Source organism: Caballeronia novacaledonica (genome assembly GCF_900258035.1).
Taxonomy (GTDB): Bacteria; Pseudomonadota; Gammaproteobacteria; order Burkholderiales; family Burkholderiaceae; genus Caballeronia; species Caballeronia novacaledonica.
In genome coordinates, this window is the sequence record NZ_OGTP01000011.1 from 110,314 (window position 1) to 136,012 (window position 25,699).

The 25,699-nt window shown below is 62.9% G+C and carries 22 protein-coding genes and 2 pseudogenes; 9 read left to right on the plus strand and 15 right to left on the minus strand.

All coding sequences use genetic code 11. The features are described from left to right. The first annotated feature begins 183 nt into the window (after positions 1-183). On the plus strand, positions 184-1,296 hold the full coding sequence (locus NOV72_RS17380) for an AGE family epimerase/isomerase (protein WP_106855839.1): 1,113 nt from the start codon (positions 184-186) through the stop codon (positions 1,294-1,296). A gap of 6 nt (positions 1,297-1,302) precedes the next feature. Here the strand turns inward: NOV72_RS17380 and NOV72_RS17385 are convergent, their stop codons facing one another. After that, positions 1,303-2,844 (minus strand): methyl-accepting chemotaxis protein, encoded by a 1,542-nt coding sequence (locus tag NOV72_RS17385; protein ID WP_106855840.1) that lies wholly within the window; start codon positions 2,842-2,844, stop codon positions 1,303-1,305. Between the two features lie 230 nt (positions 2,845-3,074). Between NOV72_RS17385 and NOV72_RS17390 the strand changes: the two genes are divergently transcribed. After that, positions 3,075-3,515 carry a PaaI family thioesterase gene (locus tag NOV72_RS17390; protein WP_106855841.1) on the plus strand — a complete coding sequence of 147 codons (441 nt, stop codon included), beginning with the start codon at positions 3,075-3,077 and terminating at the stop codon, positions 3,513-3,515. 72 nt (positions 3,516-3,587) lie between these two features. Here the strand turns inward: NOV72_RS17390 and NOV72_RS17395 are convergent, their stop codons facing one another. The 9 genes from NOV72_RS17395 to NOV72_RS17435 are packed head-to-tail and all read right to left on the minus strand — an operon-like array spanning position 3,588 to position 12,295. Next, positions 3,588-4,436, minus strand: coding sequence for an ureidoglycolate lyase (locus tag NOV72_RS17395; RefSeq protein ID WP_106855842.1), 849 nt, complete (start codon positions 4,434-4,436; stop codon positions 3,588-3,590). 42 nt (positions 4,437-4,478) lie between these two features. Then, a complete protein-coding gene (locus NOV72_RS17400) occupies positions 4,479-5,222 on the minus strand; it encodes an SDR family oxidoreductase (protein ID WP_106855843.1) in 744 nt (247 codons plus the stop codon). Positions 5,223-5,274: 52 nt separating this feature from the next. Continuing rightward, the gene (locus NOV72_RS17405; protein WP_106855844.1) at positions 5,275-6,111 is read right to left on the minus strand and encodes an amidohydrolase family protein; all 837 of its coding nucleotides are present in this window, start codon (positions 6,109-6,111) and stop codon (positions 5,275-5,277) included. Next, on the minus strand, positions 6,108-7,139 hold the full coding sequence (locus NOV72_RS17410; RefSeq protein WP_106855845.1) for an aldo/keto reductase: 1,032 nt from the start codon (positions 7,137-7,139) through the stop codon (positions 6,108-6,110). The genes NOV72_RS17405 and NOV72_RS17410 overlap by 4 nt, the downstream gene beginning before the upstream one ends. A 34-nt stretch (positions 7,140-7,173) precedes the next feature. Further along, positions 7,174-8,442, minus strand: coding sequence for a UxaA family hydrolase (locus NOV72_RS17415; RefSeq protein ID WP_106855846.1), 1,269 nt, complete (start codon positions 8,440-8,442; stop codon positions 7,174-7,176). A 9-nt stretch (positions 8,443-8,451) separates the two neighbouring features. Continuing rightward, positions 8,452-8,769 (minus strand): UxaA family hydrolase, encoded by a 318-nt coding sequence (locus NOV72_RS17420; RefSeq protein ID WP_106855847.1) that lies wholly within the window; start codon positions 8,767-8,769, stop codon positions 8,452-8,454. A gap of 10 nt (positions 8,770-8,779) precedes the next feature. Continuing rightward, complete coding sequence (locus NOV72_RS17425) at positions 8,780-9,802, minus strand: ABC transporter permease (protein WP_106855848.1); 1,023 nt, start codon at positions 9,800-9,802, stop codon at positions 8,780-8,782. Next, a complete protein-coding gene (locus NOV72_RS17430; RefSeq protein ID WP_106855849.1) occupies positions 9,792-11,297 on the minus strand; it encodes a sugar ABC transporter ATP-binding protein in 1,506 nt (501 codons plus the stop codon). Before NOV72_RS17430 ends, NOV72_RS17425 begins: the two co-directional genes overlap by 11 nt. Continuing rightward, a complete protein-coding gene (locus NOV72_RS17435; protein WP_106855850.1) occupies positions 11,294-12,295 on the minus strand; it encodes a sugar ABC transporter substrate-binding protein in 1,002 nt (333 codons plus the stop codon). Before NOV72_RS17435 ends, NOV72_RS17430 begins: the two co-directional genes overlap by 4 nt. 220 nt (positions 12,296-12,515) lie before the next feature. Between NOV72_RS17435 and NOV72_RS17440 the strand changes: the two genes are divergently transcribed. Together NOV72_RS17440 and NOV72_RS17445 are read left to right on the plus strand one after the other, a co-directional pair. Next, positions 12,516-13,292: an IclR family transcriptional regulator gene (locus NOV72_RS17440; RefSeq protein ID WP_106855851.1), complete on the plus strand. Its 777-nt coding sequence runs from the start codon at positions 12,516-12,518 to the stop codon at positions 13,290-13,292. Between the two features lie 94 nt (positions 13,293-13,386). After that, positions 13,387-13,932: a hypothetical protein gene (locus NOV72_RS17445; protein WP_106855852.1), complete on the plus strand. Its 546-nt coding sequence runs from the start codon at positions 13,387-13,389 to the stop codon at positions 13,930-13,932. Here NOV72_RS17445 and NOV72_RS17450 read toward each other — a convergent pair. After that, positions 13,929-16,346: a GNAT family N-acetyltransferase gene (locus tag NOV72_RS17450; protein ID WP_106855853.1), complete on the minus strand. Its 2,418-nt coding sequence runs from the start codon at positions 16,344-16,346 to the stop codon at positions 13,929-13,931. The two genes, NOV72_RS17445 and NOV72_RS17450, sit on opposite strands and share 4 nt — an antisense overlap. Before the next feature lie 278 nt (positions 16,347-16,624). Between NOV72_RS17450 and parA the strand changes: the two genes are divergently transcribed. The 3 genes and pseudogenes from parA to NOV72_RS17460 all read left to right on the plus strand — a co-directional run. Then, positions 16,625-17,287 (plus strand): ParA family partition ATPase, encoded by a 663-nt coding sequence (parA, locus tag NOV72_RS17455; protein ID WP_106855854.1) that lies wholly within the window; start codon positions 16,625-16,627, stop codon positions 17,285-17,287. Positions 17,288-17,311: 24 nt separating this feature from the next. Continuing rightward, positions 17,312-17,417, plus strand: a pseudogene (locus NOV72_RS33140) (ParB/RepB/Spo0J family partition protein); the annotation flags it as partial. A gap of 77 nt (positions 17,418-17,494) precedes the next feature. After that, positions 17,495-18,376 (plus strand): annotated as a pseudogene (locus NOV72_RS17460) (ParB/RepB/Spo0J family partition protein); the annotation flags it as partial. Between the two features lie 56 nt (positions 18,377-18,432). Here the strand turns inward: NOV72_RS17460 and NOV72_RS17465 are convergent. After that, positions 18,433-19,788, minus strand: coding sequence for a replication initiation protein (locus tag NOV72_RS17465; protein WP_106855856.1), 1,356 nt, complete (start codon positions 19,786-19,788; stop codon positions 18,433-18,435). Between the two features lie 1,713 nt (positions 19,789-21,501). Here NOV72_RS17465 and NOV72_RS17470 point away from each other — a divergent pair. Further along, on the plus strand, positions 21,502-22,701 hold the full coding sequence (locus NOV72_RS17470) for a DNA-binding protein (protein WP_106855857.1): 1,200 nt from the start codon (positions 21,502-21,504) through the stop codon (positions 22,699-22,701). A 7-nt stretch (positions 22,702-22,708) separates the two neighbouring features. On the opposite strand, the gene NOV72_RS17475 is transcribed toward NOV72_RS17470, so the two are convergent. Together NOV72_RS17475 and NOV72_RS17480 are read right to left on the minus strand one after the other, a co-directional pair. After that, complete coding sequence (locus tag NOV72_RS17475) at positions 22,709-23,749, minus strand: tyrosine-type recombinase/integrase (RefSeq protein ID WP_106855858.1); 1,041 nt, start codon at positions 23,747-23,749, stop codon at positions 22,709-22,711. Between the two features lie 401 nt (positions 23,750-24,150). Then, positions 24,151-24,507, minus strand: a complete 357-nt coding sequence (locus tag NOV72_RS17480; RefSeq protein ID WP_106855859.1) for a DUF2471 family protein — start codon at positions 24,505-24,507, stop codon at positions 24,151-24,153. A gap of 267 nt (positions 24,508-24,774) precedes the next feature. Here NOV72_RS17480 and NOV72_RS17485 point away from each other — a divergent pair, with 267 nt between their 5' ends. Beyond that, complete coding sequence (locus tag NOV72_RS17485; RefSeq protein ID WP_106855860.1) at positions 24,775-24,963, plus strand: CsbD family protein; 189 nt, start codon at positions 24,775-24,777, stop codon at positions 24,961-24,963. Positions 24,964-25,085: 122 nt separating this feature from the next. Here the strand turns inward: NOV72_RS17485 and NOV72_RS17490 are convergent, their stop codons facing one another. Then, entirely contained in the window at positions 25,086-25,688 is a 603-nt protein-coding gene (locus NOV72_RS17490; RefSeq protein WP_106855861.1) for a helix-turn-helix domain-containing protein, read from the minus strand. Between the last annotated feature and the right edge of the window lie 11 nt (positions 25,689-25,699).

A 25,699-nucleotide genomic window follows, 5' to 3' on the forward strand; every position in this document is an offset into this window, starting at 1 on the left:
CGCGCGCAAACCAGCAACCTTCAGGCGATTTCAGGCCGCATCGTTCTCGCGAAACCGGCATGTTGTGTTCTCCTCGCGCCGAGAGGCTCAAAGACGCATCGCGCGCCGGGCCGCGTTTGCTATGCTTTCCAGTTGCGCAGGCCTCGCACGGCCGCGCGCCCATCGAAACAATCAGGTGTTCCTATGCAGGATCAGCAATCAAACGATTCGTCGCGCACGCCATCGACGAACCCGGAATCCGCCGCGCCGTTGCGCGCGCATTACGCGAACGTCGTGTTGCCCATCTGGCGCGGGCGCGGCTTCAACGCGGCGCTCGGCCTCGCGCATGAAGCCGTCGCGCCGGGCGATCACACGCCGTTGCCGCCGAAGCGCTATCGCGCGATGGCCTGCGCGCGCCAGCTATTCGTGTTCTCGGAAGCCGGCGATCTCGCGCACGCCGCGACGCTGTTCGAATCGCTGCGGCACTATTTTCAGGACAAGCGGAACGGCGGCTGGTTCTATAGCGTGGATGCAAGCGGCGCGCCGCTCGAGCGTCAGAAAGATCTGTACACGCATGCGTTCGTCGTTTTCGCGTGCGCGCATTACGCGAAGAAAAGCGGTTCCGCCGACGCCTTCGCGCTGCTCGATGAAACGTCGCGGCTCGTCGAAGCGCGCTTTTCGGGCGACGGCGATCTACTGAACGCGGCGCTGTCCGAAGATTTCGGCGCAACGATCGAAACGCCGTTGCAGAACCCGCTGATGCATCTCGCCGAAGCGTGGCTCGCCGCGCGCGAAGCAACCGGCGACGCCGCCTACGACAAGCGTCTCGCGCAACTCGCGCAATCCGTCGCGAATACATTCGTGCATGCGCAGAGCGGTTCCATCGCCGAATTGCCGATGGGCGCGGCGGGCAACCGGCTGGAGCCGGGTCATCAGTTCGAGTGGTATTTCCTGGCGCTCGGAAGCGGGCATCCGGCGTTCGAGGCGGCCGGGCTCAACGCGGGGCTCGCGCGCGCGTTCGATTTCGCGCAGCAGCGCGGCGTGGACAAGGAAACGGGCGGTGTGTATGCCGCCATCGACGAAGCCGGAAATGTGATCGACGGCACGCAGCGCATCTGGGCGCAGACGGAGTATCTGCGCGCGCTGGCCACGCGCGGCGATGCGCTCGGCGGGCAGATCGAGCGCTTTCGCGCGCGCTTTCTGCATGAAACCGGCTGGGTCGAATGCCGCTCGGCGCAGGGCGACATCATCCGCGCGGAAATGCCGTCGACGACGCCGTATCACCTCGCGACGTCGTACGCGGCATTGCCGCTCTGAGCCGACTCAGGCGAGCTGGAACACCGAGACAGCCGCCTTCAGTTGCCGCGTCTGTTCGTGCAAGGACGACGCGGCCGCCGCGGCCTCTTCGACGAGCGCCGCGTTCTGCTGGGTCATCTCGTCCATCTGCGTAACGGCCTGATTGACCTGCTCGATGCCCACGCTCTGCTCCAGCGACGAGGCGCTGATCTCCGCCATCATCTGCGTGACGCGTGAAATCGACGTCGATACTTCGCGCATCGCTGCGCCCGCGCGCTCGACGAGCACGGAGCCGTCGCTCACCTGCGCGACCGATTCGCCGATCAGTTCCTTGATCTCCTTCGCCGATTGCGCCGAGCGCTGCGCGAGGCCGCGCACTTCGCCCGCCACGACCGCGAAGCCGCGTCCCTGCTCGCCCGCGCGCGCCGCCTCGACCGCCGCGTTCAGCGCGAGGATATTCGTCTGGAACGCGATACCGTCGATGACCGAGATGATCTCCGCGATCTTGTCGGAACTCGACGCAATGCCGCGCATCTTCTCGACGACATCGTCCACCACGCTCGAACCGCGCGATGTCGCATTGAGCGCCTCGCCCGCGAGCGTGTTCGCCTCGCGCGCGTGTTCGGCGTTCTGACGCACCGTCGCGGTCAGTTCTTCCATGCTCGACGCGGTTTCTTCGAGCGACGCCGCCTGATTCTCCGTGCGCGCGGACAGATCCGCGTTGCCGCTCGCGATTTCATCGGCGCCGAAATTGATCGAATCCGACGTCTCGCGCACGGTCTTCACGGTGCTCGCGACGCTCGCCTGCATCGTCGCGAGACCCGCGAAAAGGCGGCCGATTTCGTTCGTGCCGCGATCTTCGATGCGCTCGTCGAGACGTCCCTTCGCGATGCGTTCGAAATGGCGGCCCGCCTCTTCCAGCGGCTGAATCACGCCACGGCGCAGCGCGACGTGCACGAGCGCGATGCCCGCGACGAGCGCCGCCAGAATCACGATGCCCACCGCGCGGAACCACGCGTAGCGCGTGTCGATCGACGAGAGATAGCCGCGGCCCGCTTCATCGCCGAAATTGACGAAATTCTGCTGTTCCGCGAGATAGCGATCCTGGAAACCCTGCGTCGGCTGATCGAGGAACGCCTGGATATTGCCGGCGTCGAGATACTGGACGAGCTCGCTCAGCGCCTTCGAGTATTCGGCGTATTTCGCCTGCAGCGCGGTCGTGCGCGCCGTGTTTTCGTCGCCGGTCTTCGGCGCGTTCAGGAACGCGGTGAACGACTTGTCCGCCGCCGCGATCTGCTCGCGCGCGTGCTGCACGATTTCCGTCGGCTCGGTGCCGCCGCGCACCATGCGCGTGCCCGCGCGCGACAGATTGATGCGCGCGTCCATCAGATGCTGCGTGGTCTTGTTGACCGCGTTGACCTGCTTCAAGGCGATATCGGACAGGCTGCCGACGTCGTCATGCGTGCGCGAGAGCGACCAGAAGCCGAGCCCTTCGGTCACCAGTTGAAAGAGACAGAACACCACCAGAACTGCGAGCAAACCCGATGAAACCTTGATCTTTCCGAACATCACTGGCACCCACGCTTTCCAAATTTAGGCCCGCTGCTGCGGGGACAGTGCGGGTTTACGGCAGTCGGGCCGGAAAGCTTGAATCGTTTGCCTCGAGATGGGTCTACACCAATGACGCACGCCAGCCGAAACGCACCATTGCACAATTTTTGCGTGACTTCCTTGCAGTGCGGCCGAACGCTTCCTATTGTCTTTGCAGGACGGCACCGAACCCACCAAGGAGTGTCCGAATGGCCGAAATAGTCGATATCGCGCGCGGTGCGCTGAATGCGCAACCGTTCAGCGCCTTGCTCGGAACCAAGCTGATGCAGGTCGATTCAGCGAGTCTCACGCTGTGTCTCACGATCAGGGACGAGCTGAGGCAACAACACGGCTACGTACATGGCGGGGTGGTGAGTTATCTCGTGGACAACGCGCTGACCTTTGCGGGCGCGCTGCGGCTCGGGCCGAAGGTCGTCACGGGCGAATACAAGATCAACTATCTGCGGCCGGCCGTTTCAGGCACGCTGATGGCCCGCGCGCGCGTCGTTCACGCGGGCATGACGCAGGCGACCTGCCAGTGCGACGTATTCGTCACCGATGGCGGCGCCGAGCGGCTCGTCGCGGTCGCGCAGGGCACGATTACGCGCATCGGCGAAGGCGTCTCCACCGAACCGGTTTTTCACGCCTGATTCCTCAATCCCCGTCCTCCAAAGCAAAAAACCTCGCCGTGGCGAGGTTTTTTGTTTGCCGCACGCGTGCGCTTACTGCGCGGCGACCGTCTTCTGCGTCTGCTCGCCCAAGCCCTGAATGCCGAGTTTCATCGTCTGGCCGGCCTTCAGATACACCGGATTCGGCTTCACGCCCATGCCGACGCCCGGCGGCGTGCCCGTCGAAATGACGTCGCCCGGCTGCAGGCTCATCACTTTCGACAGATACGCGACGAGTTGCGCGACCGTGAAGACCATCGTCTTCGTGTTGCCGTTCTGATAGCGCTTGCCGTCGACTTCGAGCCACAAATCGAGCTTCTGCGGATCGGCGACTTCGTCTTTCGTGACCATCCACGGACCGATCGGGCCGAACGTGTCGAAGCCCTTGCCCTTGTCCCATTGCGTGCCGTGTTCGAGCTGCCATTCGCGCTCGGAGACGTCGTTGATGACGCAATAGCCCGCGACGTAGTCGAGCGCGTTCGCTTCGTCGACGTACTTCGCTTCCTTGCCGATCACCACGCCGAGCTCGACTTCCCAGTCGGTCTTGACCGAGTTGCGCGGAATTTCGACGTCGTCGTTCGGGCCGCAAATCGCGCTCGTCCACTTGCCGAAGATGACCGGCTCGGTCGGCACGGGAAGGTTCGATTCGGCGGCGTGATCCGCGTAGTTCAGGCCGATGCACACGAACTTGCCGACCCGGCCGACGCACGGCCCGATGCGCGGATTGCCATCGACGACGGGCAGCGACGCGATATCGGCTGCGCGCAGTTTCGCCAGGCCCGCTTCGGTCAGCGTCGCGCCGGCGATGTCATCGACGATCTTCGACACGTCGCGAATCTTGCCCTCGGCGTCCAGCAAACCCGGTTTTTCCTGACCCTTGGGGCCGTAACGAAGCAGTTTCATCTGGTTTGATCCTCCTGGTTCGGATAAAGAATGCGCGGTTGGTCAGTTCGACCAGCCGCCATCGATGACATGAATCTGGCCCGTCGTGAACGACGATTCGTCCGATCCGAGATACAGCGCCAGCGCCGCGATCTCTTCGGCGCGGCCGACGCGTCCCATCGGCTGGCGCGCGACGAACGCCGCGTGAACCTGATCGACGCTCGCGCCCTGCGCCTTCGCCTGCTCCGCGATGCGGTCCTTCAGCGACGGCGACTCCACCGTGCCGGGACAGATCGCGTTGCAGCGCACGCCGCGCGTGACGAAATCGGCCGCGACGGACTTCGTGAGCCCGATCACCGCCGCCTTCGACGCACCGTACACGAAGCGGTTCGGCACGCCCTTCACGCTCGACGCCGCCGACGACATGTTGATGATCGAGCCGCCGCCCTTTTCCAGCATCTTCGGCAGGAACGCGCGAATCGTACGATACATCGCCTTCGCGTTCAGGTCGAAGGCGAAATCCCAGTCTTCCTCGCTCGCTTCGAGAATCGAGCCGGCGTGCACGAAGCCCGCGCAGTTGAAGAGCACGTCGATCGCGCCGATTTCGTCGGCGAGCGCGTTGATCGCTTGCGGATTTCGCACGTCGAGCGTGCGCACGTCGAACGGCTTGCCTTCGAGCGATCCCGTGCGGATGTCCGTGGCGATCACGCGCGCGCCCTCCGCCGCGAAAAGCTCGGCCGTCGCGAGCCCGATGCCTTGTCCCGCCGCCGTGATCAGCGCCGTCTTGCCTGCCAGTCTTTGTACCATCTACCGCTCCAGTCGAAAGTGTTTTTGAGACATGCCGGGTATAGCAGCCGTTTCAGAGGCGATAGAACGCGCGGGCGTTCGCGCCGAAAATCGCGGCTTGGTCGGCTTTTTCGAGATGCGACGTGAGGTTGCGGGCCGTGCTGTGCCATGCAGTGTAACTGCCGTTCATATCGAGCACGGGCCAGTCGCTGCCCCACATCAGGCGCTCGGGACCGAAATGTTCGAGAAGATGCGCGACGTAGGGTTTCAAGGTTTCGCCGGTCCAGTTCGCGTTTGCTTCTGTCGCGAGACCGGAGAGTTTGCAATGAATTCGTTGCGGCAAGGCGGCGAGTTGCGCGATGCCATCGGCCCAAGGTTGCCATCCGGATGACAAGCCGTCGCGGATCGGCGGCTTTGCGCCGTGATCGATCACGACGCGCAGCTTCGGATACCGCTCCACGAATTCGATCAGCGACGGCACATGCCGCGCGAAGATCAGCGCATCGAAAGCGAAGTCGAGGTCGATGAGGCGTTCGATCGCATCCTTGCGCGGCGCGTGCGCGATCCACGTGTCGTCGGGCAAGTCTTGCAGCATCGGGCGCACGGCCTTGAACTTCGGCTCGGGCGCGAATTCGTCGATGAACTTCGATGCATCGGGCGAATCGAGCGGAATCCAGCCGACGACACCGGCGATCGATTCTTCATGGCGCGCGAGATCGAGCAGATAGCGCGTTTCATCGAGCGTCGGCGCAGCCTGAACGACGACGGTTCGTTGAACACCGACAGACTCGCGAAGCGGCGCGAGATCGTCAGGACCGAACACGCGATACAGCGGCTTCATGTCCGGCGTGAGCCATCCATAATCGCCACGCGACGGATCCCAATAATGCTGATGCGAGTCGATGTTCATCGCGGCACCGGCGCGTTCGCGTGAAGCAGACCTTCGGCACGCAGCGCGTCCCATAGCGCGGACGGAATCGGCGTCGCGAACGATGCCGCGTTCTCGCGCACTTCATCCGGCGTGCGCGCGCCCATCAGCACCGTGGCCACAACTTTATGCGCATAAGGAAACTGGATGGCCGCCGCGGACAGCGCGACGCCGTGCGCACGGCACACGCGCTCCAGCTTGCCGACGCGCTCGACGATTTCCTTCGGCGCTTCGCCGTAGTTGAACTTGAGGTCGCCGTGCGCGTTCGCATCGAGACCGCGCGCGAGAATGCCCGAATTGAACGCGCCGCCGAGCAAAATGCTCACGCCGCGTTTTTCGCATTCGGGCAAAAGATCGTCGAGCGTGTTTTGTTCGAGCAGCGTGTAACGGCCCGCGAGCAATGCGCAGTCGATGTCGAATTCGGCCATCGCTTCCATCACGGCCGCGCCTTCGTTCACGCCGAGGCCCACGGCCTTCACGCCGCGAGACTGCTTCAATTCTTCGAGCGCGCGAAAGCCGCCTTCATCGGCGAGTTGCTTCCAGTAGTGCGCGTTTTTCTCGCCGTGCGTGACGCGGCCGATGTCATGAATCAGCACGATATCGATATCGATCATGCCGAGCCGCATCTGGCTGTCTTCGAACGAGCGGAGAATGCCGTCGTAGGTGTAGTCGTAGATCGCCTGGAACGGCAGCGGCGCGGCCCAGCCTTCGCTGCCGTCGTAGGCCGCCGTGCGCGGGACGAAGCGCCGGCCGACCTTGGTCGAAAGAACGAAGTCGCCGCGCGGATAGCGTCGCAACGCATCGCCGAGACGATGTTCCGCCTTCGTGTGACCGTAGTGCGGCGCGGTATCGAAGCAGCGGATGCCGGCTTGCCACGCGGCATCGACGGTCGCGCGCGCCTCGTCTTCCGTCAACTCGTGATACAGCCCGCCGAGCGGCGCGGTGCCGAGCGACAGCGCCGTGACTTCCAGCGCCGTCCGGCCGATTTTGCGTCGACTTGAAACTGTCATCTGCAAACCTCGAATGAATTTGAGGTGGCGAAACTCAAGCCGCCACAGTAACGCGTACCGCGCCGCCGGGCAAACACGCGGGGCCGACCGGTTCGAAGGTTTTGTAAGTCAGGATGAATTCCTGATGCCCGAGCGCCTCCGACTTCGACGCCGCGCCCGCCGCCACCGCGACGGTGACATCGACGATTTCGCGGCCCACTTCGTCGAGCGTCGCGCGGCCTTCGAGGATGCGGCCGGCGTCGATATCCATATCGCCGGACAGGTTGCGATACGTCGACGGATTCGCGCAGACCTTGATGACCGGCGATATCGCCGAGCCGACGACGGAGCCGCGCCCCGTCGTGAAGAGAATCACGTGACAGCCGCACGCGATCAACTCGCCGATCTCCGCGTTATCGCTGATATTGGGAAAGCCGAAGCGCGGCTCGCCATCGGGGACGACATCGAGCAGATAGAGCCCGCCCGTCGGCGGCACGTCGCCCGGCTTGATGATGCCGACGATCGGCGACGCGCCGCTCTTCGAATACGCGCCGAGTGATTTTTCTTCCTGCGTCGTCAGCCCGCCGTCCGCGTTGCCGACGGAGAACGAGCCGTGGCCCATCGTCGTGTAATAGCGCGCGGCCTTCTGCACGCACTCGACGATCGCGTCGCCGAGTTCGGGCCGCGCCGCGCGCCGCTTCATATGGAACTCGCAGCCGACGAGTTCGCCCGTTTCCTCGAACACGCACGACGCGCCCGCGTCGATGAACGCATCGAATGCGCGCCCCACCGCCGGATTCGCCGTGATGCCGCTCGTGCCGTCCGAACCGCCGCAGATCGTGCCGACGATCAGCTCGTCGAGCGCCATCGGCACTTTTTCTTGCGCGGCAAGCGATGCGCGCGCCTCGCGCACCCAGTCGAGTCCGTTCTGGATCGTGCTGCGCGTGCCGCCTTTTTCCTGAATCGTCAGTACGGCGGCGGGCCGCCCGCTCGCGCGCACGACATCGGCGAGATAGTGCTTGTTCATGCTCTCGCAACCGAGCGACACGAACAGCACCGCGCCGACGTTCGGATGCGTGCAGATGCGTTCCAGCATTCTTTCGGCGTAGCTGTTCGGATAGCAGCCCGGAAAGCCGATCAGATGCACGGGCGGTTCGGCTTGCGGATCGAAGGAATCGAAGTCATCGAACGATGGACGAAAGTGCGCGACGATCTCGCGCGCGACGTGATGCGCGCATTCGACGAGGTACGCCACCGCGACGACATTGCGGACGCCCTTCCTGCCATCCGCGCGGAGATAGCCTTGCAGTGCGGGAGTGTTCATTGAAAGTGTTCAGTGCTGCACGTAGGCGTGTCCGGCATCGTGCGTGTAAGTGGGGATGTAGTCGCTTTCCAGATTGTGCGTATGCAAGTGCTCGCCGCATGCGACATCGACACTGACGTGACCGATGATCGCGCCGTAGCGCAGCACTTTCTCGTCCTTCGACAACGCCCGCCGCGCGAGCTTGTGCGCGAGTTCGATGGTCGTCGCGAGCGTGACCGACTGGCCTTCGATCATCAGCGTTTCGCCCGCCGGCAAACGCGCGGCGGCGATCAGGCAGTTGTCTTCCGGACTCAGCAGGATGAGGCGCGGGTCGGTTGGCTTTTGCATCGTCGATATCTCAGTTTTGCGCTTCGCCGCCCGCGATTCGCGCCACCATCAGCGAGCCGAGGATGATCGCGCCGTAGATCGCCTGAATCCAGAACGAAGGAACCTGCGCAAGTGTCAGGAGGTTTTGCACGACGCCCAGCAGCAAAACGCCTGACAGTGCGCCGAGCATCGTGCCCTTGCCGCCATCGAGCGAGATGCCGCCGATCACCGCTGCGGCGAACACCGTGAAGATCATGCCGTTGCCCTGATTCGCGTTGATCGCGCCGACGTAGCCCGTGACGATCAGACCGCCGATCGACGCGAGCACGCTGCCCAGAACGAACACGCCCCACGTGATGCGCTCGACGCGAATGCCCGCCGCGCGCGCCGCTTCCGGATTGCCGCCGATGGCGTAAAGCGCGCGTCCGAGGCGGTGATAGCGCAGCAAGAACGCAGCCACGGCGAACGCCGCCGCCGCGAGCCACACGGAAACCGGCAGGCCGAGCACCAGCGTGGTCGCGAGTGTGAAGAACGACTGCGGCATGTCGAAGAGCGTGCCGCCCTTCGTCGCGCCGACGAGCATTCCGCGCAGCACGATCAGCATCGCGAGCGTGACGATGAATGCGTTCAGCCGTAGCCGCACGACCAGAAAGCCGTTGACGAAGCCGATCAGCGCGCCGACCGCCACGATCGCCGCGAGACCGGCCGCCGTCGGCCATTCGAGGCCGAAGCCCGCCGACGCCGCCGGCATCACGAGCATCGCGCCGACGGCGGGCGCGATGCCGACCGTCGATTCGAGCGACAAGTCGAACTTGCCCGTCAGCACGATCAGCGATTCGGCGAGCACGACGAGCGCGAGCGCCGCCGACGCGCCGAGAATGCTGATCAGATTCGCCTGCGTCAGAAAACTCGGGCTGACGAACGCGCCGATCGCGAGCAGCAACGCGAGCGCCGGCAAGAGCGCGAGATCGCGAAACCGCGCGAGTTCGATGCGCGGGCGCTGGCGCTGCATCGGCAGACCGGCCATCGCGGAACTGGAAACGTCATGCTTCATGGAGACTCACTCCTTCGACGGATGCGATGAGTTCATGGTCCTGCCACCCGGCAGGGAATTCGGCGGCGATCGCGCCACGGAACATCACGAGGACGCGGTCGCAGGTGCGCAGGTCGTCGAGTTCGCCGGAGACGACGAGCACCGCCTTGCCTTCCTCGCGCACACGTTCGACGACGCCGAGCAGCGCTTCCTTCGATTTCACGTCCACGCCCGCAGTCGGATCGATGAGCACGAGCACGTTCGGATCGGTCGCGAGTGCGCGCGCCATCACGACCTTTTGCTGATTGCCGCCCGACAGACCTGACACTTCGTGCTCGGGCCCAGGTGTTTTGATGCCGAGCGCCGCGATCATGCGGCGTCCGAACGCGTTTTTCTTCGCGGGCGTCGCAATTCCGAAGCGTCCAAGTGTTCGCGCGATCGTCATCGACGCGTTTTCCGCGACGGACTGGCTGAGCACCAGACCTTCGCGATGCCGGTCCTTCGGCACGCAACCGACGCCGCTCGCCAATGCGCCGGGCACGTCGCCAGGCGCGAGCGTGCGGCCGTCCACCGTGATCGTGCCGCTGCGTTGCGCCTTCAATCCGGCGACGGCTTCCGCGACGCTCGTGCGGCCGCTCGTCGTCGCGCCCGTCAGGCCGATGACTTCGCCGCGCCGCACCGCGAAGCTGACGTCGGCGTAGTCGGCGCCGGAGAGCCCGGACACGGAAAGCGCGATCGATGCGTCGGCGGGCAAAGGCGCGCGCGTCGCCGCATCGGTGACGGCGAGACCGCCTTGTTCGCCCGTCATCGCTTCGATCAGCTTGTCGCGCGGCAACGCCGAAACCGGTGCGCTGACGATATGCCGCGCATCACGCAATACGGTCACCGCCTGACAGATTTCGTACACTTCCTGCAAGTGATGGGAAATGAACAGGAAAGTGACACCTTCTGTCTGCAACTCTTCGATACGCCTGAAGAGACGCTTGATCTCATCGCCGTCCAACTGTGCAGTCGGTTCGTCGAGGATGATGAAGCGCGCGCCATAGGACAGCGCCCGCGCGATCTCGACGAGCTGCCGCGCCTCGACGGTCAGATCGCCGGCGCGCGCGTCCTCGCGCACGTCGATCTTCCAGTGATCGAGCAAGGCGCGAGCGTCGCGACGCATCGTGCGCCAGTCGATCAAGCCGCCGCGCCGGTGCTGCCGGTTGATGAACAGGTTCTCGGCGACCGACAACTCGCGGATGATCGTCGAATGCTGATAGACGCACGCGACGCGCTCGCGCCATCCGTCACGATCCGCGAGCGGCGGCGCGGGCTCGCCGCCGAAGCGGATCTCGCCGGCGTCGGGCTTGCGCAGGCCGGTGATCATCGAGACGAGCGTCGACTTGCCCGCGCCGTTGCGCCCGACGAGCGCATGCGACTCGCCGGGCAAGACGCGCATCGTGACGTCGGAAAGCGCTGCCGTCGAACCGTAGCGCTTCGTCAGCCCGAGTGCTTCCACGACCGGCGCGCTCATTTGATGTTGTTGCCCCAGAGGGACTTGTCGTCGACGTTGGCTTTCGTGACGAGCGGCGCGGGCAACTGATCCTCCAGAATGCCGGGCGCGCGCTGGACGATAGTGCTGCCGTGATCCGTCGGGCCGGGCTTGAAGGTCTGCCCGGCGAGCGCCGCCTTGATATAGAAGAGACCGTATTTCGCGTACAGATCGGCGGGCTGCGAGATGGTCGCGTCAATTTCGCCGCGGCGGATCGCATCGTATTCCTGCGGAATGCCGTCGTTGCTCACGATCACGATGTGCTTCGGATCGCCCGCCTTCACGAGCAGTTGCTTGCGGCGCAGCGTCTGCAACGTCGGCGACAGATAGACGCCGCCCGCTTGCATGTAGATGGCCTTCACATCGGGATTCGCGGTCAGCAGGCTGTCGAGCGCGGTCGCGGCGGCGTCGCCTTTCCATGCGGCCGGAATTTCCAGAAGACTCAGCGACGGATATTTCTTCAAGCACGCGCGAAATGCCTCGGACCGGTCGCGGCCGTTCACCGACGCCAGATCGCCCATGATCTGCACGACCTTGCCCGACTTCACGTGCTCGCCGATGTACTCGCACGACTTCGTGCCGTAGGCGCGGTTGTCCGCGCGAACCACCATCGCGACCTTGCCCTGCGTCGGCGCGACGTCCACCGCGACGACCGGCACGCTCTTCGCCGACGAAGCATCGAGCGCGCGGCTGATCGCCGCCGAGTCGAGCGGCCCGACGACGATGCCCTTCGCGCCGAGGTTGAGCAGGCTGTTCATGTCGGTGATCTGCTGCGCGGGGTCGCCGTTCGAGTTGACGGGCGCGAGGATATCGAGGCCCATTTCCTTCGCGTATTTCGGCAGGTAGTTGTTGTACGACTGCCAGAACGGCGATGTCAGCAGCGGCAAGCCGAGCCCGACTTTGCCGCTCTCGGCGGCGTGCGCCAGACCGATGGTGCCGGCCGCAGCGAAGGCTACGGCGAGTGTCTTCGTGAATCTCATGCGTTTGTCTCCTGATGTGTGCGGTTCTTCGTGACTGCAACGTGGGGCTTCGGGAAACTGCCGGTGCATCTATTCATCAGTGAACGTATTATTCATATACGCACAAATCGAAGTCAAGGACGAAGCGCGGCGAAACGGGTCGGTAATTTCCCTAGCCGTTTTCGTCGACTGACAGAAGGCTTAAACTCGGCGCGAATTCATGAACCGACTCAGACTGCCCATGGACCTGGAAGACAACGACGCCGACCGCTATCGGGCGCCCGCCCTCGACAAGGGGCTCGATATCCTCGAACTGCTTTCGGAGCAGAAGTCGGGACTGACGCGCGCGGAAATCACGAAAATGCTCGGGCGCAACGCGAGCGAGATGTATCGGATGCTGGAGCGGCTCGTCGCGCGGCAGTATGTCGTGCGCTCGCCCGAAGGCGACCGCTATTCGCTGAGTCTGAAGCTCTATGCGCTCGCGCATCGCCATCCGCCGATGAACCGGCTGATTTCCGAGGCGTTGCCGGTGATGCAGCGTTTCGCCGATTCCGCCGAGCAATCGGTGCATCTCGCCGTGTACGACCGCGGCAATCTGCTCGTCATCGCGCAAGTGGATGGCCCCGGCACGTGGGGCATTTCGGTGCGGCTCGGCTCGCGCGTCGGCCTGATCGACACCGGCTCGGGCCGCGTGATGCTCGCTTTCCAGACCGGGGAGCAGCGCGAGCACATGCTTGCGGAGCACACCAAGGTCAAAGGTGAGCTTGCGCTTGATCGCGCGATGCTCGACGCGGACTACCGGCGGATTTGCGAACTCGGCTATTCGAAGAAGGACAGCCAGCAGACGTTCGGCGTGACGGACGTGACATTTCCGCTGCTCGGTCCATCGGGCCAGGCGATCGCCGCCCTCACCTGCCCGTATATGCGGCGCATCGATGAATACGTGGCGCCGTCGGTCGACGATGTCACGGCGTTGCTGAAAGACGCTGCGGCATCGCTTTCGATGATGCACGACTGAGCGGCACGCGCCGCGCGCGTTAGAATGGCGGCCCTCTCAAAAAGCCGGCGCGCGGCGTAAAGCGCGCCGCCGTATTCAATTCGACGCATTCCCGATGGCGAAACTCCTTTCCGATTCCGAATTCCTCCGATTCACCGACCTTCAGCAAAAGCAGGCGAATTTCACGATCACGTCCGACGAAGCCGACGAGCTGCGCGAGATCGTCGCGCGCGCGCAGAAAACGCGCGACGATCGCGCGGCCGCGATGCAGGCGATCGAAACGTATATCGCGCAGTTCGACATCACGCCCGACGAGCTTTTCTCGGCCGAGCAGATCGGCGATGCGGCGCGCACGTTCGGCCTGATTCCCGCCGCCAAGAAGGAGCGCACGCTCCCGCCGCAACTGACGCACAACGGCAAGCCGTATCAGTGGACGTCGCGCGCGCTGCCCGATGACATCCGCGTTCCGCTCTTCGACGCGTTCACGTCGGGGCAATCGGTCAAGCCGTTCATCGCGACATTGAAGGACACGTCGCGTTGCGCGTTGACGATCGCGCGGCTCGAAAAGGAAACCGGAAGTACGTACGCCGAAACATTGCTCGACGAGCTTTCGCTCTCGCGCGCGCAGATCGACGAAGCGCTCGCCCGGCTCGCGGCCTAATCCGCGCGCGGCTGTGCCGCCTTATCGCACAGCCGCATCCTGAAACCGACGACACCCGGATCTTCGGTCTTCGTCAGCTCGAAGCCGCTGTTGCGTGCGAGCGCGATCATGCCGGCGTTCTCGCGCAAGGCTTCGCCGACCATCCAGCGCGTGCCGCGCTGCTTCGCATAGTCGATGATGCGCGACAGCAGCAGCTTCCCCAATCCCTTACCCTTCATGTCCGAGCGTGCGGCGACGGCGAACTCGGCGGTCTCGTTGTCCGGATCGGCGATCGCGCGCGCGACGCCGAGCGTCTCGCCCGCGCCCTCGCCATTCGTCCGCGTGACGATCAATGCCATCTCGCGGTCGTAGTCGATCTGCGTCATGCGCGCGAGTTGCGAGTGATCGAAGCTGCGCACGGCGCCGAAGAAACGCAGTCGCAAATCTTCGGCGGTATTCGCGGCGACGAAAGCAACGTGCGCGTCTTCGTCCTCGGGGCGAATCGGCCGCACGGTGATGCGCATGCCGCGCCAGTCGAGCGTTTCTTCGAGGCTGCGCGGATACGGCACGATCGCAAGCGGCTTGCGATGCGCGCCGAGCGTGAGCTGCGGCTCGTGAACTGCGACCGAATCGCGCGTGACGCGCAGCGTGAGCCGCAGCGCAACGATTTCTTCGATATAGCAAACGAGTTGCGAAAGCGCGGTCAGCGCATTGAGCAGCGTCTCGGCGGGCAGTTCGCGTGAGCGCGGCGAACGCATGACGAGATCGCGCGAGAGTACGGGATTGAGCGGCGGCAGCGCGAACTCGTGAAGCGCGTCCGCGAGTCCGAGCGCGCCTTCGGCCCTGAACTCGAACACGGGACCGAACACACGATGATTGAGGAGCCGCGTTTGAATTTCGACGGCGTCGCTCGTCAGCGAGTCCGGCGGTCCCGGCTTCACCGTGATGCCGAAGCGAGCGAACACGCGCGCCGCGCGCTCCCCGTTCAACTCGGCGATGCCGTTTCCCAGCGCGTTGCGGATCTCGCACTGCGCGGCGTCGATATCTTCCGGGATGTCGGCGGGGAGGCCGTCGGGTGTTTGCATCAGCAATTCGCGGCCTTGCCGGAAATCGACGAGACGCGCGAAACCGCGTGCGAGCCGGTGCGGCGTCGTGTGCACTGGAATGCCGTTCGCGTGCAGTTCGTCGCGCGTGGCCGAATCGACGCAACCGAAAAAGCACGCCAGCAATCCGCGATACGCGTGACGCCGCTCGGCGATCAGCGTGCGCGCGACGTCCGCGACGGGGGCGCTGTGGGTCGGCGCGTGCACGACGAACACGGTGCCGGTTTCGCGATGCGACGCCAGCGCCTCGAGCGCGGCGCCGAAGTCGGCGGGCGTGGCATCGTCGCCGAGAAGAAGCGGGTTGCCCGCGCGGGCGCGAGGCAGCGCGGCGGCCACGGCATCGCGCGCGGCGGTCGGCCAGTGTGCGAGATCGGCGCCTGACGAGCCGAACGCGTCCTGCGCGAGCGTCGCGACGCCGCGGTCGCTCGTGATGACGGTCGCGACATCGCTTGCGGCCACGCGGCCGATGCCGAGCGTTTCGATTTCGTCGAGCAGGTCGTCGAGTGAATCGACACGCACGAGTCCGGCGCGACGGAAGGCCGCCCCGTAGAGACGATCGAAAGGATCGTCGCGACCGGTGCGAAGCACCAGGACGGGCTTGTTTCGCGCGGCGGCGCGCGCGGCGGACATGAACTTGCGCGCAGAGCGGACGGTTTCGACGGCGAGGAGGATCGCGCGTGTCGACGCATCGCTTGCGAGGAAATCGAGGATGTCGCCGGAATCGACGTCGGCTTCATCGCCGAGCGCGACGATACGCGAGAAGCCGAGACCCCGCGCGCGCGCCCAGCCGAGCACGCCGTTCGTCAATGCATTCGATCCGGACACCCATGCGACGCCGCCTGGTTTGACGCTGCATGCGGGCGCTCCGAGACATGCGCCGATCGCGGGCGTCACCACGCCGAGACTGGCCGGCCCGATGATGCGCAGGAGGAAAGGCCGGGCGGCGGCAAGCGTGCGAACGGTCCATTCGTCGGCTTCGGCATGGTGCTTGTCACTTGATGACGATGAACGTCCGCGCTGCTTCGCATCGCCAACGATCACGACAGCTTTCGTTCCTCGTCGGCCCAGACGTTCGACGAGTTCCGGCCACGTGTGCGGCCGTGTGCAGAGCACGGCGACGTTCGGCGCTTCGGGCAACGCATCGACGTCGGCGTACACGGTCTCGCCGCCAAGCGATTCATGTTTCGGATTGACTGGCCAGAGGCGGCCTTTGAATCCCGCGCACTGGATCCGCGCCCATACCATCTCGCCGATGCTGCCCGCACGCGACGAGGCCCCCACGATAGCGATCGACTTCGGTGCGAACAGGATATCCAGATTGCGAACGGTCATGGCGTGCTCCGGCACGAGCGGCTGTTTGAACAGCGCTAAGGATAGGCGATTTTGGTTTGCGGCTGATGACGAGACGCCGAGGTGCTCGGTCGGACTTTATGCGCATAAAGTTCCGGCGGCGCGGCTTAGTCGTGCGCCGCTTTCCGAACGGACTCATGCCGACTTTATGCGCATAAACCTCGTCCGAATGGCCAACGAAGTTCATTTGTTGTCGTTATCACTGGAAAAAAAACTACGCCAATGTAGAATTCAACGAACTTCAAAATTCGGAGCAAAACGTGGCGGCGGAAATCATAGCGATCACGCAGCAGAAGGGCGGCGTCGGCAAAAGCACGATTGCAATGCACCTCGGTGCAGCCTTTCACGAAAAGAAGAAGCGTGTGCTGGTGGTCGACGCGGATGGTCAGAACACACTCATCCATTGGTCGAGCGCCGCCTCGGATGGCGCGAGCGGAATTCCGTTCCCGGTCGTCAATCTCTCCGAAGCGGGAGGGCAGATTCACCGCGAGATCAAAAAATTCGTAAACGACTACGACATCATCGTGGTGGATTGCCCGCCGTCGATTACCGAGAAGGTGTCCGGCGTCGTGTTGCTCGCGGCGAGCGTCGCCGTGATTCCGACGTCGTCATCGCCGGCGGACTATTGGTCGAGCGTCGGTCTCGTCAAACTCGTTCAGCAAGCACAGGTGATGAACGAAGACTTGCGCGCCGTCTTCCTCCTCAACAAAACGGAGGAGAAGCGAATGCTGACGCGCGAGCTTAAGGTCGCGCTCGAAGAACTCGGCTTCCCGCTGCTGAAAACCCAGATTCCAACGCGCGAGTGCTACAAGCAGGCGATGGCACTTGGTGTGACTGTCCTTCAAATGAGCGATCGCGGGTCGCGTCTGGCGGCGACGGAGATCCGCGCCGTGGCGGATGAGATCCTCGACATGCTCTCCTGACTTTATGCGCATAAAGGACCCTGAATGAAACCGTCCCAGTTTGCAAAGGGCTTCAAGGCTCGCCCCGATTCGACAAGCAGCGAAAAACGCACGGCACTTGATCGCCTCAATGCGATCGATGGCATCGTAGACATTCAGCACGTCGGGCAGGCTGCCGCGAACGGCCGGTCGAGTGCATTCGTCGCCGAAGATACCGCCGAGACCAATGCCGGGCCGGAGTCCGATGAATATCGGGCCTGGCGGCGCGCCAATCGTTATACGGCTGGTCAAGTGATCGAACTGCCGCTCAAATCGATCAAACCTAGCCCGTTCAACCCGCGCCATTTCTATCTCAAGACTTCGATTGCGGAACTGGCGGTCAATCTGGCGAAGCAGGGACAACAGCAGGCGATCCACGTCATTCCTGACTATGAAAGCCCCGGAACGTTTTTCGTCAGCGATGGCGGCCGGCGTGTGCGGGCGCTGAAAGGAGCGAACAAGGAAACGGTCAAGGCGGTGGTCGTCGATCTGCCGATCGGCATTCAGAGCTACAAGCTGGGTTATGACCTGAACGTTCAGCGCGATTCGCAGACCGTGTTCGACAACGCCGTCGTCTGGCGACGCTTCCTCGACGAGCAGCATTTTCAGAGCCAGCGCGAACTGGCAGATCACCTGGGCCTCGACGAATCGACGATCGCCGTGGCATTGTCCATCGCGAAGCTTCCCGAGAACGTCATGCAAGAGATGGTCGCGCGACCGGATCGATTCGGCTCGAACATGGCTTATCAGATCACGCGATATCACACGGCCCGCGGCAGCGATGCCACATTGCGACTCATCAACAAGATCACCTCGGACGATCTGAGTACGCGTCAGGTCGCCGACATCGTCAAAGGTCGCGCGAGCGCTCAGGAAACGCCGAAGACGCCAAGCCGTCAGCGCTATGCGCAGCGTCTCGAAATCAAGCTGGATGGCGTTGCGGTCGGCGATCTGAAGTCATATGGGGAAGATCGTCTCGAACTTCGTTTGCGGGGATTGTCGCGGGAGAAGCGTGACGCATTGCTGCATCAGATCGAACTCATGCTTCAGCCTGCCGGAACCAAGGAGTGATGGTGCGAAGGGGTGCCGTAACCGTCGTTCGGCAGCCCTTCCGATTTGAGCGCAAATCAGCGCGACTGATTCAGCGTAAATGCCAGCAAGTCGCCATCGGTAGGCTCGCCCCAGGTTTTGCGAGCCAGCCAGTCAAAGAAGGATGTCTCGGCGAGCTTCGAATCCAGCCCGCGCTTGCGCCAATCGTCGCGCATGTGGGTGCCCAGCCCCGGCAGCACGTCCTCCTCGAACGACTGTCGCGCGATCTCCCGTTCTTCCTCACCTTGCTCGTCGTACAGCACGCGCGCTTCCTTGCGACGGTAGGCGGAAAACTCGCTTAGCAAGCGAGCCTTGAGATCGTCGGCGGCGGTGGCGCTCACTGGCGGGCGCATGCCGGTACCGGTCGATGCAGCAGGCAGCGCTTCCACCGGCGGCGCATAGCCCTTCTTCAGCGCGTCCTTGAAGAGCGCCGCGGCGCTGCGAACCGGCGGCAGCGTCGTGCTGCGCATGCGCTGCTCCGTCATCTGCAACGCGGCGCGGATGCGATTTTCTTCGCTGTCCGCGTACAGCGTCTGCGCGTCTTTTAGCGGAATGCCAATCTTCACCATCCGATCCACGAGCGTGCTGTCGAACACGTTCGGATGTTCATCGAGCGCGAGCATCGGCTGCTTTCGTTCGGTCACGCGGAACTGAATCTCGGCGACACGTCGCCCTTCACGATGTTCGACCAGTTCGACGAATATGTTCGTCACCGCATTCACTTCTGCAATCGCGGGACGCAGATAATCGCGCTTGAAGTATTTGTACTCGCGCTTGGCTTCGTCGCCGGCTTCTGTGTCGGGCGTGCCGGAAAGAATCGGGCGCCACCATTCCCACGTCTCGCGCATCGTCAGATGACTGGGATTGGTCAGGTAACGCACGCAAATCTCGTACAGCGCAAGGCCAGCGCTGCTGCGCAACTGGCTTTGGAACTGCAGACTCAGGCGAGCATATTGGACGGGATCCAGCAGCTTCTTTTTGATCTTGGGCGCGAAGGAGAATTCGACCCAGACGCGACGAGTCGTTGGATCCTCGAGAATTTCGGCGTCGGCGATCAGCGTCGAAATTCCCCATTTCCGACCGGGCTTCTGGCTCGACGTACCCGTACTCCACTCGACCTGCACCGACACCATGCGGCGCAGATGCTCTTTGACAAGCGCGGTATCGTTCGAGTCGAACGCCGAGTTCGCGACGATATCCGACAGCAGCGCGCGATACGTGTCGCCGGCTTCGTCGGCTTGCTGCGCAACCGCGAGGAGCACGTTGAAGAGCTTTCTGGTGAGCAGCGTGATCTTGCCGCTCTTCGGCTGTATCGCAATGGCCTCGACCGCCTTGCGCAATTCCGCCGAACTCGGGCTGACTACGTCGGTTTTCTTCGCGCGCTTGGTGGCCATGAAATGGTCGGGATCGATATTGCGAGCAAGGATACCGACCGGGGTGAACGACGTCTATAGGGGTGTCATCACCTTAAAGGGGTGAAGTTTGGCCGAACGATCCGACTCACTGCGGTGCGTTCCCGTAAACCCTCACCGCTCACCAATCCAATTCATCTCATATATGCAAGCCCCACGCGGGTAAACGCAATACAGCATTTTCGACGCCTCTCTGCAAAGCCTCGACAGGGGTCCCGAAAACACTCACCTGAAAATTTTTAGGTGCTTTCCCGACTGTGGTACGTGTGACACAGACGGCGCTGCGCAGGTTTGTTGCACATAACTCGCGGCGGTTGAGGTGCATTTCCTGCGATAAAAGGTCTCACTCATAGATCGAGTCAGCGGTGTGTCCCGAATAGCCTCACCTTCGAAGAGCGCTTCCCCGCAGGGCGGGCCCGTCGTATCTAGATTCAGCGCACATCCTCTCCCGAAGGTTCTCACCTCAGCCGAGATTCGATACTCCGCCATGGATCTTAAAGGTCCAGTTTTCTGCTCCCGCAAAGACTCACCTTTGAGCGCGGTCATCGAGAAAATGCGCAGATCCGGGCACTTATGTCACTTTCTTCACAAAGATATGAACGCGTTGGGCTCCCGCAAATTCTCACCGGTCGATACACCATGAGATATGCAGACGCTGCGCATCACTCCCGGATCTCCTCACCATACCGTGCTTCGGAAGCGTCGGCATTGTTCTAGACTGTTGATTTTATTGACTTTTTTGCGATGACGCTCGAGATTTCCCTCGGTTTCGGTTTCGAATCAGCAAGCCGCATCCTGCATTTCCTCACCTTGCGAGCCGACACAGCAGGGCAATGAAGCGAGGGAGTCGCCCAATCCTCTCCTGGAAACACTCACCTTTGGCACTCAAAACTCAGAGAAATCGAGTCAACCGGCCAAATTTGAGGGACGGCGGCGACGATAGTTCTGTAGTCACTCCCGCAAACGCTCACCTTTCGCCATAACGGAGCAAAATTTGGACTCGAAAACGGCGGCACACCTGAAAAGACTCACCTTCTGCTCCACTTCTTCCCTGAAAGTGCTCACCTATAGGCATAAATTACCGATTCCACGCCGTTTACCGTGCTTCGTCGGAACTCCTGCAAACTATCACCCCTTAACAACGAATCAACGCGACTCTGTCCCGAGCTATCGGGGTTGTCGCGGCTTGATCCCCCGAATTCGCTCACCTTCACGTTTTCGTCCTTTCCCGAACCCGCTCACGTTCCTTCCCGCGAGTACTCACCGAGCATCCCGAAGCCCGCCACCGATCGCTCCCGGAGAGTTTCACCATAGTTCCCGTATGCTCTCACCCGGCCACCCGCAAAGCCTTACTGCATAAGGCTTTGCCTTGGCGTTAACAGGGTTAACAAGGGTTCAAGGGTGTTTACTTCTAATACTCTCAAAGACAACCGAGCCATTAGCGACCAGAGCACCATCCAAATCGCGTGAAACAACAGCAGAAAGTGTCGATCGGGCTAAAATCGTCGATAATTCAGGCAGTTGTAGGGACAATCTCAGGATGTTTCACAGAAAGCCCCACCGCGAGTAGGTTGAATTGGCTCAAACGCAGCAACCGATCCAGGAGCGAGGTCAACGTGTGTCAGTCGACGAAATTGGTAACGTTCAACACGTAAAGCGTTATGATCGCGATGTTGAGAGCAGCCAACTAGCCCTATGAATCAGCACACCCGCGACACACTGCGCCAAGAAATCGAAGCGATGCGAGCCGAAGGCGCCCGTCGCCAAGATCTCTCGCAACACGCGTGCAAGCGACTTTTTTTCGACCTCGGAATCCGACCTTCGGTCGCAACCGTCCGCGAACTCACCCAAACGGGCAGCGCGAGCGATATTCCCAAAGATATCGAAGCCTTCTGGGCCGGTTTGCGTTCGGCGCTGCGCGTGCGCATCGACGCCGGGGCGATGCCGGAGTCGCTCCAGCAACGCGCCGGCGAACTCCTAGCGGCGCTTTATGACGAGGCCCAAAAACTCGCGCTTTCGACCCTCGACGACGACAAAGCTCGTCTCGACGCCGCCGTCCAGGCCGCGCAGGCGCAGGTGCGCGACGCCAACAGTCGGCGAGAGGCGATCGAGCAAGCTCATCAGCGAGCCGAGGCGCGCGCCGAGGCAAACGCCGCCCAAATCGCCGCTTTGGAAGCCGACCTGAAGGTACTGCGAGATCAGAAATCCGGCGCTCAATCAGGCTTGCGCGAAGTCATCGCGCGTTGGGAAAAGGAAAACGAGACGCTGTCGGAGCGACTGCGGCGGGAACAAGAGTCGTCCGGGCGTCTGCGCGACCGTGTCGATGAACTTCAGGGCGAACTTCGCCACAAAACGGAGCACTACGCGCAGCAGATCAAAGACGCGATCAAGGAAGCCGAGCGACGCGTTCACCCGATGCTGGTCGAGCTAGATTCCTTGCGCGGCATGGCCGCCACCCATCAGGCGGTCTCGCGCGAGGCGAGTCAGAAAGAATTCGATTTCATTCAACAACTTAGCGCCGCAAGGACGCGCGCCGACCGGCTCGAATCCCAAGTGCGGGCGCAGTCCGACGAAATCGATGCCCTTGTTCTCGAGCGCGACGCCCAGCGCGTCCAGTCCGGTGCCAGCGCCGAAGTCGGCGCGTTGATCGCGTCGCTGGTGACCGAGGGCCGTCTGAGCGCCACCGAAATCGCCAGTTTGGGAACCCAAGTGGATGCGCATGTCGTCGCGCCCGCCGCCTGTCCGGCGTGCGAGACCGGCGAACCGGAACTTCAGCGCCACGAAGACGAATACGAGCTCTCCTGCCCAAATTGCGAGCGGACATCGGGCGAGGCGTCATCCAAGATCGCGGCGGCCGACGGTTTCATCCGGTCGGCGCGCGTCAACGCATCCTGATCGCTCGTCAAAGGTGAGAGTTTTCGGGATCGTCGGCAAGTCCGGGCAAATCCGCGTCCGGAGTGCCATCGGCGCGCGCCTGAGCGATATCCCGCTCCCGTATTTGCTCACCCATCCATTCCTGCCACGCGCGAAGCAGCCGATGGACGGAGATCGTCTGCTGAAATCCGAGCCACTGACCGACGCGGTCAGGATCCGTTCCGTTCTCGAAGTGTTCGGCTGCGTACGTGTTGCGCAACGTCTGCGGACTGGCCCGCGCGACGCGTGATTCGGCGATGCCCGACGCGGCCACGACCGCGTCGATCGCGCGCAGCATCGTGGCTTTGTGCATGGAGCGCCCGGACGGCGCCGCCGGGAACAGCAAATCGCCCGCGAGCTCGGCCGTCTTGCGCTCGCTGATCCAGTTGTCGAGCAATTCGACGGCGAACGGCGCGAGCCGCGCCTGCCGGATCAGCAGCGGATTCGACGCATCGACGGTAATATACGGCGCGCCCGCCGCGTAGCACTCGACGGTCAACTGCGCCGCCTCGCCCGTCTTCACGCCTCCGCCCAGAAATACGGCGACCAGTGCCCGGTCGCGCCGCTCGCGCCAGCGCTGTCCGGCCGGCAGAGCGCCCATCGGTGAAAACAGGTGCGCGACGAGCAGCGTGCGCTCGTCGTGTGTGAGAAATCCGGTCGGCTCGTTGTCGCGCGCCTTGCGCCACGCGGCGTCGCCATCCTGGGCGATGAACCGGGCCGGGTTCGTCGCCGCCGATTCCACTTCGCGCACATGATCCAGCACGCGCTCGATCAGTCTCAGATAGCGCATGCGTTGCGGACGGCGGATGTCGAGTTGCGCCACGAATTGTTCGATGACTGGACGTTGCACCGTATGCAGCGTCGCGCGCTTCGCGGCCAGCCACTCCAGAAAGTTGCCCCACTGCGCGCGATACACATCGGCCGACGACGCCCGGAACGATTGTTGGGCGAGCCACGCATCGAATGCGGCATGAGGATCGGCCTGCCAGTCGGCGCGCTGTTGATCGAAGAGATCGGAAGTGTTCGGCATGGTGTCGATAGGCGCATTGCGCACTGTATTGCACTGCGCACAGGGTCGGGCTTCGAGCGCTGGACGTCAAGCGGAGGTGTTCGCCAAAGTGTCAATCACTGTCTTGCCGCGCGTGCGGTTCGGTGTTCAGGAGCAAAGTGAGTGAGCGATGGCCCGGTAATCCTGTCGGGAACGCCGCGCGTGAGCACACGTCGCGGGGCGCGCAAACCCTTCAGCGACGACACGATTCGCGAATCTGCCACGCTTGCAGTTGGGCAATCGCCCGCGCACACGCGAAGTGGCAAACGAAGACGAGGCGTTCCGATGCGGATACGTTGGCTGACCTTGGCCCTGAAGCTGCTCGATGCGGGGTGAGTTGAACCAGGGCACGCGAGCCTTGCCGCGTGCCGGACGGGTGCGCGCTAATGCGCGGCGATGACGGCCTGCGCTTGTCGCTGTCGCGCCGCGCGCTCGTAAGCGTCCACGGCGAAACCGAAAACGGCGGGCAAGGCGTCGGACGATGCGACGTCGACTACATCGTCAGTCTCGGGGAAATGGAAGTCATCGGGACGCGCGAACAGTTCGCGCAACGCGGCCTCGTGCCGTCCGGCAAAGCCAAGGTCCGCCACAGCCTCGGCCTCGATTGCGTGCAATAGCCGCCACGTCAACGGCACGCCCTTGTCGATGTAACGTCCCGCGATCTGACGCGTGATCCGCTCCAAGTCACGCACCGCGCGGGCAAACTGTCTCCTGCTCAGGTTTTCGCCATTCGAATCCATGATTCACCCCCTTCTCCAACTGGTCTTATTATACTGTATAAACATACAGTACTTGTTGCAATGAAAATAGCGTCGCGCTACTCGACCCGGGTGTATGTGCGATTCCGCCTACGTGCGTTTCAGACATGCGCCGCTATGCGCGCCGGCGGACGAAGCGCATCGTTGAACCATGCTTAGGAAATCGCCTGAGCGGAACGGGAAAGCGCTACTGCGTTCGTTCGACGGCACTGCGCGGCCAACAGCGCTGCAAACCACGGGAGAACTGAGATGAACAAGGATCAAGTCGAAGGCGTCGGCAAGCAGGTCAAGGGCAAGATCAACGAGGGTGTCGGAAAAATGACCGGCGACACGGCTCAGGAAGCCAAGGGCGATCTGCAACAAGCGGCGGGCAAGGTCCAGAAAGGTGTGGGCGATGCGCGCGAAGATCTGAAGGACACTGTAAAGAAGAATCCGTAAGGCGAGCACATCAGCGCCGCGAAGCCGGCGCGACTTCGAGCGGGACGTGCGTGGAGTGCGTCCCGCTTTCTATTGCCGCCGCGCGACTTTACGCGCATAAAGTTCCCGGGCGGTGCGGCCTCTCAGCCGTGAATGACGACCAAAAGTGCCTTTGCGTCCGAGCGTCCCACGTTACGGATCGCGTGTGCTTCGTCTGCTGCGTAACGCGCGGTTTCCCCCGTTTTCAGCCGACGCGTCGCACCTGACGCGTTAACTTCGATCGATCCGTTCAGCACCGTGAGATGCTCGCGCGTTCCCGGCTCGTGAGCATTCGACGTGAGCGCCGCGCCCGATTGCAATGTGAGTTCGTACCATTCGAACTTGCCGGCGAGTTCTATCGGTCCCCAGACACGTAACTGGTAGCCGCCGTTATCGCCGGACAATGTCGGTATTTCGTGCGGCCCGGCAACGCGGATCGCTTCGACGGGCCTTTGCTGCGCGAACAATTGATCGAGGCTGATGCCGAGCGCGTTGGTCAGTCGCCAGGCGACCGCAATCGTGGGATTGGCCTTGTCGCGCTCTATTTCCGAAAGCATCGATTTCGATACACCCGCCGCCCGCGATAAATCGTCGAGCGTCAGCTTTCGTTCATTGCGCAGGCGTTGAATGATCTCTCCGACGCGCGGCGGCGTTGCACCTGCCGCCGCCGAATCGCCTGCTTTTCCATCTGCACTCGTGCTTGCCATGAATCGACCAA

Bases quoted from the DNA above. Each gene is read 5' to 3' on its own strand.
- NOV72_RS17380 (WP_106855839.1), top strand. From the start codon at position 184: ATGCAGGATCAGCAATCAAACGATTCGTCGCGCACGCCATCGACGAAC.
- NOV72_RS17385 (WP_106855840.1), bottom strand. From the start codon at position 2,844: ATGTTCGGAAAGATCAAGGTTTCATCGGGTTTGCTCGCAGTTCTGGTG.
- NOV72_RS17390 (WP_106855841.1), top strand. From the start codon at position 3,075: ATGGCCGAAATAGTCGATATCGCGCGCGGTGCGCTGAATGCGCAACCG.
- NOV72_RS17395 (WP_106855842.1), bottom strand. From the start codon at position 4,436: ATGAAACTGCTTCGTTACGGCCCCAAGGGTCAGGAAAAACCGGGTTTG.
- NOV72_RS17400 (WP_106855843.1), bottom strand. From the start codon at position 5,222: ATGGTACAAAGACTGGCAGGCAAGACGGCGCTGATCACGGCGGCGGGA.
- NOV72_RS17405 (WP_106855844.1), bottom strand. From the start codon at position 6,111: ATGAACATCGACTCGCATCAGCATTATTGGGATCCGTCGCGTGGCGAT.
- NOV72_RS17410 (WP_106855845.1), bottom strand. From the start codon at position 7,139: ATGACAGTTTCAAGTCGACGCAAAATCGGCCGGACGGCGCTGGAAGTC.
- NOV72_RS17415 (WP_106855846.1), bottom strand. From the start codon at position 8,442: ATGAACACTCCCGCACTGCAAGGCTATCTCCGCGCGGATGGCAGGAAG.
- NOV72_RS17420 (WP_106855847.1), bottom strand. From the start codon at position 8,769: ATGCAAAAGCCAACCGACCCGCGCCTCATCCTGCTGAGTCCGGAAGAC.
- NOV72_RS17425 (WP_106855848.1), bottom strand. From the start codon at position 9,802: ATGAAGCATGACGTTTCCAGTTCCGCGATGGCCGGTCTGCCGATGCAG.
- NOV72_RS17430 (WP_106855849.1), bottom strand. From the start codon at position 11,297: ATGAGCGCGCCGGTCGTGGAAGCACTCGGGCTGACGAAGCGCTACGGT.
- NOV72_RS17435 (WP_106855850.1), bottom strand. From the start codon at position 12,295: ATGAGATTCACGAAGACACTCGCCGTAGCCTTCGCTGCGGCCGGCACC.
- NOV72_RS17440 (WP_106855851.1), top strand. From the start codon at position 12,516: ATGGACCTGGAAGACAACGACGCCGACCGCTATCGGGCGCCCGCCCTC.
- NOV72_RS17445 (WP_106855852.1), top strand. From the start codon at position 13,387: ATGGCGAAACTCCTTTCCGATTCCGAATTCCTCCGATTCACCGACCTT.
- NOV72_RS17450 (WP_106855853.1), bottom strand. From the start codon at position 16,346: ATGACCGTTCGCAATCTGGATATCCTGTTCGCACCGAAGTCGATCGCT.
- NOV72_RS17465 (WP_106855856.1), bottom strand. From the start codon at position 19,788: ATGGCCACCAAGCGCGCGAAGAAAACCGACGTAGTCAGCCCGAGTTCG.
- NOV72_RS17470 (WP_106855857.1), top strand. From the start codon at position 21,502: ATGAATCAGCACACCCGCGACACACTGCGCCAAGAAATCGAAGCGATG.
- NOV72_RS17475 (WP_106855858.1), bottom strand. From the start codon at position 23,749: ATGCCGAACACTTCCGATCTCTTCGATCAACAGCGCGCCGACTGGCAG.
- NOV72_RS17480 (WP_106855859.1), bottom strand. From the start codon at position 24,507: ATGGATTCGAATGGCGAAAACCTGAGCAGGAGACAGTTTGCCCGCGCG.
- NOV72_RS17485 (WP_106855860.1), top strand. From the start codon at position 24,775: ATGAACAAGGATCAAGTCGAAGGCGTCGGCAAGCAGGTCAAGGGCAAG.
- NOV72_RS17490 (WP_106855861.1), bottom strand. From the start codon at position 25,688: ATGGCAAGCACGAGTGCAGATGGAAAAGCAGGCGATTCGGCGGCGGCA.